Source organism: Microbacterium sp. PF5 (assembly GCF_004794315.1).
GTDB lineage: Bacteria > Actinomycetota > Actinomycetes > Actinomycetales > Microbacteriaceae > Microbacterium > Microbacterium sufflavum.
In genome coordinates this window covers 21,844-32,725 of the sequence record NZ_SSDQ01000123.1, presented here as the reverse complement: position 1 = coordinate 32,725, position 10,882 = coordinate 21,844, and the positions used below count along the sequence as shown (strand labels likewise).

The 10,882-nt window shown below is 71.5% G+C and carries 10 protein-coding genes, 1 tRNA gene and 1 pseudogene; 2 read left to right on the top strand and 10 right to left on the bottom strand.

Going from position 1 to position 10,882, the window contains the following annotated elements; all coding sequences use genetic code 11:
• A pseudogene (locus tag DW297_RS18930) lies at positions 1-254 on the top strand (HEAT repeat domain-containing protein); the annotation flags it as partial.
• A 3-nt stretch (positions 255-257) separates the two neighbouring features.
• Positions 258-1,247 carry a MerR family DNA-binding transcriptional regulator gene (locus tag DW297_RS10760; RefSeq protein ID WP_136032183.1) on the top strand — a complete coding sequence of 330 codons (990 nt, stop codon included), beginning with the start codon at positions 258-260 and terminating at the stop codon, positions 1,245-1,247.
• A gap of 85 nt (positions 1,248-1,332) precedes the next feature.
• Here the strand turns inward: DW297_RS10760 and DW297_RS10755 are convergent.
• From DW297_RS10755 to DW297_RS10710, 10 genes are all read right to left on the bottom strand, one after another.
• A tRNA-Thr gene (locus DW297_RS10755) sits at positions 1,333-1,405 on the bottom strand.
• Between the two features lie 70 nt (positions 1,406-1,475).
• Entirely contained in the window at positions 1,476-3,029 is a 1,554-nt protein-coding gene (locus DW297_RS10750; RefSeq protein WP_205828274.1) for an alpha/beta hydrolase, read from the bottom strand.
• Positions 3,026-4,183, bottom strand: coding sequence for a DNA polymerase III subunit delta' (locus tag DW297_RS10745; protein ID WP_136032182.1), 1,158 nt, complete (start codon positions 4,181-4,183; stop codon positions 3,026-3,028). Before DW297_RS10745 ends, DW297_RS10750 begins: the two co-directional genes overlap by 4 nt.
• 87 nt (positions 4,184-4,270) lie before the next feature.
• Entirely contained in the window at positions 4,271-4,900 is a 630-nt protein-coding gene (gene tmk, locus DW297_RS10740) for a dTMP kinase (protein ID WP_136032180.1), read from the bottom strand.
• Complete coding sequence (gene topA, locus DW297_RS10735; protein WP_136032178.1) at positions 4,897-7,782, bottom strand: type I DNA topoisomerase; 2,886 nt, start codon at positions 7,780-7,782, stop codon at positions 4,897-4,899. The genes tmk and topA overlap by 4 nt, the downstream gene beginning before the upstream one ends.
• A 78-nt stretch (positions 7,783-7,860) precedes the next feature.
• Positions 7,861-8,190, bottom strand: a complete 330-nt coding sequence (locus DW297_RS10730) for an Rv3654c family TadE-like protein (protein WP_136032176.1) — start codon at positions 8,188-8,190, stop codon at positions 7,861-7,863.
• On the bottom strand, positions 8,190-8,531 hold the full coding sequence (locus DW297_RS10725) for a TadE family type IV pilus minor pilin (RefSeq protein ID WP_206252947.1): 342 nt from the start codon (positions 8,529-8,531) through the stop codon (positions 8,190-8,192). The genes DW297_RS10730 and DW297_RS10725 overlap by 1 nt, the downstream gene beginning before the upstream one ends.
• Complete coding sequence (locus DW297_RS10720) at positions 8,528-8,725, bottom strand: DUF4244 domain-containing protein (RefSeq protein WP_136032173.1); 198 nt, start codon at positions 8,723-8,725, stop codon at positions 8,528-8,530. Before DW297_RS10720 ends, DW297_RS10725 begins: the two co-directional genes overlap by 4 nt.
• Positions 8,726-8,764: 39 nt before the next feature.
• Positions 8,765-9,664, bottom strand: a complete 900-nt coding sequence (locus DW297_RS10715; protein WP_136032170.1) for a type II secretion system F family protein — start codon at positions 9,662-9,664, stop codon at positions 8,765-8,767.
• Positions 9,658-10,665 (bottom strand): TadA family conjugal transfer-associated ATPase, encoded by a 1,008-nt coding sequence (locus DW297_RS10710; RefSeq protein WP_136032168.1) that lies wholly within the window; start codon positions 10,663-10,665, stop codon positions 9,658-9,660. The genes DW297_RS10715 and DW297_RS10710 overlap by 7 nt, the downstream gene beginning before the upstream one ends.
• Between the last annotated feature and the right edge of the window lie 217 nt (positions 10,666-10,882).

Sequence of the window (10,882 nt, the reverse complement as noted above, 5' to 3'; positions counted from 1 at the left end):
GGGAGCTGGCGACCCAGCTCGGGCGCGGCGACCGGGAGCTGCAGCGCAGCCTCAGTCGGGCCATCGCGATGCTCGACGACGCCGGGACCGCCGTGGCCGCCGCTGCCGCACACGACGCCGACCCCGCCGTGCGCGCGCATGCCCTGGCGACCGCGCGGCTGATCGACGACCCCGACGACGACTTCGGCGCGGCGATCCGAGAGGCGCAGCGGATCGTGGCGCTGCAGGCGTCTCCCGCTCCCGCGGAGGGCTGAGGCGTGCTGATCGGCGAGGTCGCGGCGCGCTCGGGCATCAGCGCGCGTATGCTGCGGCACTACGACCGCATCGGCCTGCTGTCGCCCAGCGAACGCACCGCGGGCGGGTACCGGGACTACTCGGACGCGGATCTTCGCCGGCTGTTCCACATCGAGAACCTGCGCTCGCTCGGCCTCCCGCTCGCGGACATCCCCGCAGCTCTCGCGGACGACGCCCGCGCGCCGTCCGACACGATCGAGCGGCTCCTGCATCGCACGCGCGCGCGGCTCGCGGTGCTCACCGAGCTGGCGGAGCGCCTCGAACAGGTGCGGTCGGGCGAGCCGCGGGACTGGTCCGACGCCCTGCGCATGGTGGAGCTCCTGCGGGGCCTGGAGGCGCCGGACGCGTCCGCGCGGCAGACGCTCGCCCTCACCGCGGACGCCGACCACGCGTCCACGGCCGTCCTCGTCGCGGCGCTGCTGCGGGAGGACGACCTCAACACCGCCGGGGCCCTGCTGTGGGCGGTCGCGCGGGCCGGGGACGACGCCGTGCCGACGCTGGAGCGAGGACTGCACGACGCCGAGGCCGCGCGTCGTCACCGCGCGATGCGCGCGCTGGAGAAGCTCGACACACCACGGGCGCGGGCCGCCCTCGGCGCGCCGATCGAGCACCCCGACCGGGAGATCGCGGCCGCGGCCGCCCGAGCACGGGGCCGCGACGGGGACACGGCTGTGATTCCCCGGCTGGTGGCGGACGTGGCAGCCGGGGTCGACGACGTCGCCGCCGCGGAGGTGCTCGAACGACTCGCGGAAGACCCCGCAGCCGCGCGGACCGTGGCCGAGCACGTGCAGCGTGCCGCCGACGGCGCCTCGGTCGTCGCGCGTCGCCGGCTCGCCGCCGCACTGGCGGGGGTTCGTGGCCTGAGCGCGGACGAGGCCCTGGGCGGATTCGCACGGGATGAGGATCGCGGGGTGGCGCTCACGGCGTCCGCGCTCCTGGCACGGCGCACCTAGGCGCCGGCGCCCGTGCCACGCCCGATGGCGCAGCTCCGCACACGCAGAAACCCCCGGGATCTCGAGGATCCCGGGGGTTTCAGTGAGCCGCTTGTCAGAATCGAACTGACGACCTTTTCATTACGAGTGAAATGCTCTGCCGACTGAGCTAAAGCGGCGTGCGACGCGTGAGCGGCGCGATCACCGATATTACCCTGTCTCGGCCTCGCTCGCGAATCGAGCCCGCCCTTACTCGCAGCGCAGGCCGTCCTCGGGCACCACGTCGTCGAGCAGGAATCCCTCGACGGCGTCGTCGACGCAGGTGTTGCCCTTGTTGTAGCCGGTGTGCCCTTCGCCCACACGGGTGATCAGCACGCCCTCCTCCAGCTGGTTCGCGAGCGACTCGGACCACTCGTACGGCGTCGCCGGGTCATTGGTGGTACCGACGACGACGATGGGGCCGGCGCCCTCCGCTGCGATCTCCCCGCGTGTCCCCGTCGGCGGATAGGGCCACACCTCGCAGGGGTCCGGGCCGGTCCAGTAGGGCGCGATCGTGGGTGCCCCCTCCGCGATCTTCGCGGTGATCGCCGCCTCGGCCGCCGGGTCGTCCTCCACCGGATAGTCCATGCAGTTGTACGCGCGGAAGGCCTCGCTGGAGTTGTCGATGTAGGTGCCGTTCTCCCGACCGTTGTAGAAGTCGGCGAGCACGAACGCGGTCGTGGGGTCGCCCTGCAGCGCCTCCTCCAGGGCCTGGGTGAGGTAGTCCCAGCTGTCCTGCGAGTACAGCGCGGCGATGATCGCGGTCATCAGCGCATCGGCGCCCATCAGCCGTCCGTCCCCGTTCTCGAGGGGCGTGCGGTCGGCGCTGGCCAGGAGCGCTCCGAGGTCGGCCATCGCCTCGTCGACCGAGCCGCTGAACGGGCAGTTGCCCGAATCGAGGCAGTTCTGCATGTACGCCCGCAGCGCCGACTCGAATCCCAGCGCCTGCGTGGCCCCGACCTCGAGTCCCGGGACGGAGGGGTCGATCGCCCCGTCGAGCACGAGGCGTCCGGCCTTCTCGGGGTAGAGCTGGGCGTAGGTGGCACCGAGGAACGTGCCGTACGAGTAGCCGAGGTAGTTGAGCTGCTTGTCTCCCAGCACCGCGCGGATCAGGTCCATGTCGCGGGCCGCATTGACCGTGGTGATGTACGGCAGGATGCCGTCGCTGTTGGCGTCGCACGCCTCAGCGAAGGCGCGATGCCCGTCGAGCAGCTCCTGCTCCCACTTGGCGCTCCCCCGCTGGGCCTCGGGGATGCCGTAGAGGTAGTCGTCCATCTCGGCGTCGTCGTAGCAGGTGACGGCCGTCGACCCGCCCACCCCGCGAGGGTCGAAGCCGATCACGTCGTAGTTCTCGACCAGAGCGGGGCCGACCGCATAGCCGAGGCTGCTGAGTACCAGGTCGACCCCGCTCGCGCCGGGCCCGCCGGGGTTCGTGAGGAGCGAGCCGACCGCGGTGCCCTCGGCGCGATGCCGCACCACCGCGAGCTGGATCTCGCCGGAGCCGGGGTTCTCCCAGTCGAGAGGCGCCGTGACGTCGGTGCACTCGAAGCCGGTGCCGCACTCCGTCCAGTCCAGCTTCTGGGAGTAGTAGGGCAGCAGGTCGGCCGCGACACCCTCGGTGTCCGGCTCCTTCTCGCCCGCCGGGCGTGCCGACTGCTCGGGGATCATCGCGTAGAGGCAGCCCGAGAGGGCGACCGAGGCGACGGCCAGTCCGGCGATGAGCGCGGCCGCGCGACGCAGGCGCGACAGGGGGCGAGTGTTCACGGTTTCCTCCCGCTCGTGACCGTCACGAGCAAGCTCTCCAGGGCGAGCAGCGGAGCGACGTTGCGCTCCAGCGACTGCCGGGTCTCGGCAAGGTGGTCGAGGACGACCAGGGTCCGGGCGACGGGCCATGCCGCCGCGAGATCGACGAGTTCGGGGCGCAGTTCGCTGTTGATGAGGTCGTCACTGCGCCCGAACTGGAGCATCACCACATCACGGAACAGCGACTGCATGTCCGTGAGCACGCGGTCGATGCCGTCGCGCAGACTCCGCGTGGCCCGCTTCTTCTGCTCGTCTTCCAGCGCGGACACCTGCGGGCGGAGCGCCGGCGGCACGGCCTGCCCCTCCGCCACGCCCACGGTGCGCAACAGCGCGGCCCGTTCGTTCGCGTCGCGCTCGGCCGTGAGCGCCTTGGCGTCTTCGGTCGCCGCCTGGATGATGCGCCCGGCGACATCGACCGCGTCGTTCACACCGCGGACACCGATGACGGCGCGCAGCGTCTCTTCACGACGACGTCGTGCGGCATCATCGGTGGCGAGCCGCTGGGCCATCCCGATGTGCCGCTGCGCGTGACGCGCCGCCTGCTCGGCGACCGCCTCATCGACCCCCGTGCGGAGGCTGATGAGTCGTGCCACGTCGGCGACGTCGGGTTCCCGCAGCCGCAGCGACCGCACGCGCGAACGGATGGTGGGAAGCAGATCCGCCTCACTCGGCGCGCAGAGGATCCAGACCGTCTGCTCCGGGGGCTCCTCCAGAGCCTTGAGCAGCACGTTGGACGTGCGCTCCACCATGCGATCGGCGTCTTCGACGACGATGACGCGGTAGCGCCCGGCGGACGGGGCGAAGTACGAGCGTTCGACCAGGGATCGCGCCTCCGCGATAGTGATGATGACCTTGTCGGTGCGCAGCGCCGTGACGTCGGGATGGGTGCCGGCGAGGACCTGGCGCATGGTGGCCTCGTCATCGGGACCCTCGGCGATCAGCGCCGCGGCGAACGCGTACGCGAGCGTCGACCGCCCCGACCCCGGCGGGCCGGTGATCAGCCAGGCGTGGGACAGGGCCGACGGATCGGCTGCCGCCGCGCGCAGCGTGTCGACCGCCGCGTCCTGGCCCCAGACGTCCGCCCAGGGGAATGCGGGGGCGAGAGTCGGGGGCATGTCCTCAGCCTAATCGGGACCGCCGACGCCGCGGGGACGTCTCCCGTCATCCGTGGTCGCAGCCGTCTTTGTTCGGCCTGTGGAGGATCAGTCCAGGAGCTCAGCGACGCGAGCTCGGATCCGTTCCGCGATCGCCTCGGGCTGCTGTGCGGCATCGAGCACGAGGAAGCGCTCCGGCTCCGCGGCGGCCAGGTCGAGGTAGGCCTCGCGCACCCGCTCGTGGAACTCGGCCTGCTCGGCCTCGAGGCGGTCGAAGGGCTTGTCGGCCGAGTCGAGTCGGGTGCGCGCCGCGGCGGGGTCGAGGTCGAGCAGCACCGTGAGATCGGGAAGTGCGCCCTCGGCCGCCCACAGCGACAGGTCCCGCACCTCGGCCGGGTCGAGCACCCGACCGGCACCCTGGTAGGCGACGGACGAGTCGAGGTAGCGGTCCTGCAGCACGACCTCACCGCGCGCGAGCGCCGGGCGCACGACCGTCGCGACGTGATGCGCCCGATCGGCGGCGTACAGGAGGGCCTCGGCGCGCGGCGCGATGTCCCCGCGATGGTGCAACACGATCTCGCGGATCAGCGTGCCGACCTCGGATCCCCCCGGCTCCCTGGTGCGCACCACGGTGCGCCCGCTCTGCTCCAGCCAGTCGGCGAGAACGTTCGCCTGAGTGGTCTTGCCCGAGCCGTCCCCGCCTTCGAGAGTGATCCAGGCGCCGCGGCTCGCGGTCACGAGCCGGCCTTCTCCGCCGCCTTCGCCGCCGCGTTCGCCGCGCGCGTCGCCGCCGCCTTCTTCGCCGCGGCCGAGCGCGCCGCCGACGTGGAGCCCGCGGATTTCCCGGTCTTCTTCGCCGCCGTCGCCTTCGCCGCCGTCGCCTTCGCCGTCGTGGCCTTTCCGTCGGGGCTCGCCTTCTTCGCCGGAGCCTTCTTCGCCGGAGCCTTCTTCGCGGCGGTACGCGAGCCGCGCTTGGGCGCAGGGCCCTTCGCGCGCTTGTCGGCCAGCATCTGCACGGCGATCTCGAACGTGATGTCCTCGGGCTTCTGGCCGCGCGGGATCGTGACGTTCGTCTCACCGTCGGTCACGTAGGGACCGAAGCGACCGTCGCGCACGCGGATGGGCTTCCCGCTCACGGGGTCCGCGTCGAACTCAGCCAGCGCGCTCGAGGCGCGACGACCTGCACCGTACTTCGGCTGGGCGTAGATCTCGAGGGCCTGGTCGAGCGTCACGTCGAAGATCTGCGACTCGCTCTCGAGCGACCGCGAATCGGTGCCCTTCTTCAGGTACGGGCCGAATCGGCCGTTCTGCGCGGTGATCTCGTCGCCGGACTCCGGGTCGACGCCGACCACCCGCGGGAGGCTCAGCAACTGGAGGGCCGTGTCGAGGTCGAGCGTGTCCACCGACATCGAGCGGAACAGCGAGGCGGTCCGCGGTTTGGGCGCCGTCTCCTTCTTCGCACCTCGCTTGGGTTTGGGAGCCTCGACGACCTCACCGGTCGCCTCGTCGACCGCGGCGTCATCCGATACCGGGTCGTTCTCCTGCACGTACGGCCCGAACCGGCCGTCCTTGACGACGACAATCTTGCCGTTCTCCGGATTCGTGCCGAGCACGCGGTCCCCCGCCACCGGGGCGTCGATCAGCTCCTGCGCCTTCTCCGCCGTCAGCTCGTCGGGCGCCAGGTCCTCCGGCACGTTCACGATGCGCGGCTTCGCGTCCGGGTTCTCCGGGTCCGTGACCTCCAGGTAGGGGCCGTACTTGCCGAAGCGCAGCGTAGCGGTGTCGGTGATGCGCGTGGAGTTCAGGGCGCGCGCGTCGATCTCACCGAGGTTGTCGACGACCTGCCGCAGTCCCACGTGCGACTCCGAGCCGAAGTAGAACGACTTCAGCCATTCCACGCGGTTCTGCTCGCCCCGGGCGATCGTGTCGAGGTCGTCCTCCAGCGCCGCGGTGAAGTCGTAGTCGACCAGCTCGGCGAAGTGCTCCTCGAGCAACCGCACCACGCTGAACGCCAGCCACGTGGGCACGAGCGCCTGTCCGCGCTTGACCGCGTAGCCACGGTCGAGGATGGTCTCCGGGATCGTGGCGAAGGTCGACGGACGACCGATGCCCTTCTCCTCCAGCACCTTGACCAGCGACGCCTCGGTGTAGCGCGGCTTCGGGGTCGTGCGGTGGCCCTTGGCCTCGGCGTGGGAGACGGCGAGCTCATCCCCGACGGCGACGGCCGGGAGCGACTGGTTCTCGGCGGCGTCCGCGTCGCCGCGCTTCTCGTCGCGACCCTCCTCGTAGGCCTCCAGGAAGCCCTTGAAGGTGTAGACGGTGCCGGATGCGGTGAACTCGGCCGTCTGGCCATCGGCATCCACGGCGATCGTGACGGTCGTCGTCTCGTACTTGGCGTCCGCCATCTGGCTCGCGACCGTGCGCTTCCAGATCAGGTCGTAGAGACGCTGCTCCTCGCGGTCGAGCTCGGAGGACAGCGACGACGGCGTGCGGAAGTTCTCGCCGGAGGGACGGATGGCCTCGTGGGCCTCCTGGGCGTTCTTGCTCTTCGACTTGTAGACGCGCGGCTTGAGCGGCACCGCGCTGTCACCGTAGAGAGCCACAGCCTGGCTCCGCGCCGCCTGCACCGCCTGGGTGCTCAGCGCCGTGGAGTCGGTACGCATATAGGTGATGTACCCCTTCTCGTACAGGCGCTGGGCGACGCTCATCGCCTGCTTGGCGCTCATCGAGAGCTTGCGACCCGCCTCCTGCTGCATGGTGGACGTCGTGAAGGGGGCGTACGGGCTCCGGGTGCCGGGCTTCGCCTCGACCTTGGTGACCGTCCCCGCCCCCGTGGCGTCGACGGCTCTGGCCAGTGCGGCAGCGCGTGCCTCGTCGAGCACCACGACGGCCTTCTTGAGCTTTCCGGTGTCATCGAAGTCGGTGCCGCGGGCGAGCTGTCCGCCGTCGACCCGAACGAGACGGATCCGGAAGGAGGTGCCGGTCGCGGCCGCGTCGGCGTCGACGTCCCAGTACTCAGCCGACACGAAGGCCATGCGCTCGCGCTCGCGGTCGACGATCAGACGCGTCGCCGCGGACTGCACCCGTCCGGCGGAGATCCCGGTCTTGACCTTGTACCAGAGCACCGGCGAGACGTCCCACCCGTACAGACGATCGAGGATACGGCGGGTCTCCTGCGCATCGACCAGGGCATGATCCAGCTCGCGCGTGTTCCCCACGGCGGCCTGGATCGCATCCTTGGTGATCTCGTGGAACACCATGCGCTTGACGGGCACCTTGGGCTTGAGGGTCTCGAGCAGGTGCCAGGCGATGGCCTCGCCTTCGCGGTCCTCATCGGTGGCGAGCAGGAGTTCGTCGGCGCTCTTCAGCGCACGCTTCAGCTCGGCGACCGTCTTGGTCTTGCGGTCGGAGACGACGTAGTACGGGTCGAACCCGTTGTCGATGTCGATCGAGTACTTCCCGTACGCCTTCTTGTCGTCGGCGGGGATGTCCTTCTTGTCGGCGAGGTCGCGGATGTGGCCGACGGAGCTGAGCACCTCGTAGCCGTCGCCGAGGTATCCCTGAATAGACCGCATCTTCGTCGGGGACTCGACGATGACGAGCTTCTTGCCTTCAGCCAAGGGTGCGTCCTTTCTTCGAAGCACACCATACACACCGCTGTGCGGGGTACTTCACAGCGAGCGAGGGTCGCGCGGCCGTCACGGTTCCTCGGGTTGCCCGGCACGGGCGCGGGAGACGGCTGCGAGTCCAGCGTACGCCGCCGACACCGTCACGGTCGCCACGTCCCCGGCCAGCGAACACGCGATCAGGCGTGCCCCTCCGGCCTGGGCGACGTGCGCGGCCAGGTCGCACGGCGTGCGAGCCGTGGGAATCGCACCGCTGCGCGCATCGGCGGCGGCGAGCGCCGCGGCGTCCGCTGCGTCCGCTGCACGCTGCGCGGTCACGGCCGCCCCGCCGACGGCGGCGAGCCCGACGGAGAGCGTCGCGCCGACGACGAGCACGCCGGCGGCCAGCACCGTCCCCGCCATCACCGACCCCCGTCGAGAGCGCAGCTCGCGGCGCGTAGCGGGAGGCGCATCAGCGGTCCCACGGTGAGGTCGAGCGTCGCCGTCGCACAGACGAGATCGTCGACGGCGGCAAACGTCACCCTGGCGTCGGGAAGCGCCCGCCGCACCACAGCCGCGGCCGCGGCGTCGCCCTCGCCCCGCCCCAGCAGACGGGCGGCGTCCGCCGTCGCATCTTGGAGCGCGACCTGTCGTGACGATGCGGCGAGCGCCCCGACGCCGAGAAGAAGCACGAGCACGACGGCCGGCAGGGCGAGCGCCAGTTCCGCCGCCACCGCGCCGCGCTCGCCCAGCGGCCTGCTCATGACACCGTGAGCGCACGCCGCACGAGATCGGTGAGGATGCCGCGCACCTCGTCCGACCTCATGATGACGACGAGCAATCCTGCGAACGCGACCGCGGCCATGGTGGTGATGGCGTACTCGGCCGTCGCCGCTCCCGTGTCGTCGCCGAACAGGGCGGCTGCACGACGGCGGTCGAGTCGGGGAATGGTGTTCATATTCTTCCTTCTTCCTCTTTATTGGGTGGTTCGAGCGACTCACGCAGGAATGGACGTGGAGGCGAGCACGCTGAGCATCAGCGGAGCCACCCCCAGCAGGAGGAACGCCGGCAGAGTGCAGACGCCGAGCGGCACGAGGAGTCGCGTCGAGAGCACTGCCGCGCGGAGGCGCCCCTGCACGCGCGCTGCATGCCGGTCCTGCACCGCGGAGGCACGCAGCAGCTCGACGGCGGGAACGCCCGCCGTCCGGGACAGCTCCAGTACCCGGCGCACGCTCTCCTCCCCTCCCTGGTCCACGACCGCCGCATCTGCCACGAGCCGGAGTGCACGGTCGATCGGGGCACCCCCGCGAAGGGCGACCGCGACGAGCTCGGCGGCGATCCCCGGCGTCCCCGACGCGGGCTGCGCACGGCGGAGCAGCCGTCGCGTCCACATGCGAGCCGCTCCGACCAGCAGCAGCCCGGCGACGGCGCAGGTCGCCCCGGCGGGTGTGCCGAGGAGCACCCCGATCGTGTCGAAGCCGAGGGCGACGCCGAGGAGCAGTCCCGCGAGGGGCATCCACAGCAGCAGTCGCGCCGTTCCGGCGGGCTCGGCCAGCGCGACGCGGACATCGTCGGCGGCGGCGGCCGCGTCGCGCAGTGATTCGGCGATCGTGCGGAGGACCTCCGCGAGGGGCGCGCCCACGACGGTGGCGATCTCCCAGGCCGCGGCCAGCTCCCGCCAGCGACCGCCGGCCGCATCGATCGCAGTGACGAGCGGGGTTCCGTCGTCGACGCGCGCGAGGACCGCGATCGCATTCGGGTCGCCCGTCCCGGCGAGATGGCGCCACGCCACGAGCGGCGCTGCACCTGCCTGCAGCAGCACGGCCAGCGTCTGCACGGAGTGCGCCAGGTCGACCTCGTGCGCGGACTGCATCGCGCGACGCCTCCTGTTCACCATGGTCGGACCTCCTCGATGCCCAGCCGATCGCTCTCCAGCACGAGTCGCCCGACGTGGGCGATGCGCCGCGTTCCGTCGGACCCCCGGTGCAGGTGGAGGACGACGGTGAACGCGCTCACGGCCTGACGAGCGAGCGCCACGGGGTCCATTCCGGCAAGCGCGCCGAGCGCCTCGAGCCGCGCGGGCACGTCCGCGACACCGCTCGCGTGCATCGTGCCGGCGCCACCATCGTGGCCGGTGTTGAGGGCGGTGAGGAGTTCCCGTACCTCCTCGCCGCGGCACTCGCCGACCACCAGCCGATCGGGGCGCATGCGCAACGACTCGCGGACGAGCCGGGCGAGTCCGATGCCGCCCGCGCCCTCGAGGTTCGCCTGACGCACCTCGAGGGCGACGTGGTGCGGGTGCCGTGGCCGCAGCTCCGCCACGTCTTCGATCGTCACGATGCGCTCACCCGGCGGTACCGACGACAGCAGCGCCGACAGCAGCGTCGTCTTTCCCGTACCCGTCCCGCCCGTGATCAAGAGGTTCGCCCGTTCCGCGACGAGCTTGTCGAGCCAGACGTGCTGCTGCGCATCGATCGTGCCCAGTGCGGCGAGGGCGTCGAGGTCGGCCGCATGGACCCGCGGGATCCGGATGGACAGCGCCGTGCCGGTCGTGGAGACAGGGGCGAGCACGGCGTGCACCCGCACGCCCGAGCCGAGGCGCACGTCGACGCACGGCGCCTGGTCGTCGAGGTGCCGGCCGCCGAGCGCGACGAGCGCGACCGCGAGGTCGCGTACCTCCCGCTCGGTCGCTCGCCACGACGGAACGGGCTGCGCGCCGCTGCCGCGGTCGAGGAAGAGTCCGTCTGCCCCGTTGACGAAGACGTCGGTGACGGTGTCGTCTACATGGGGGGCCAGCGGCGCGAATGCGGGTTCCGCGAGGAGCACGGCATGGGGAGGGGCGGTGACCGCATCCCCCGCTGCCGCGTCTTTCGACCGGATGACGAATCGTTCAGGCATGCGGCGAGAGTAGGCACGGCGGGCGAGGCGTGCCGCCGCAGGGCGACTCCGGCATCGGCGTCTGTGCACAAGGCCTCAGCCCGGCTGCCCGTGGAGAACTCGGGGCCGCGGGCCGGCAACGGAGAGGACCCGGGCAGAGGGAGCGCTCCCAAAGAGATGGGCGGCATCTCACGGGGGGAATGAGATGCCGCCCACGGCGCCGCGCGATCGGGGGAAT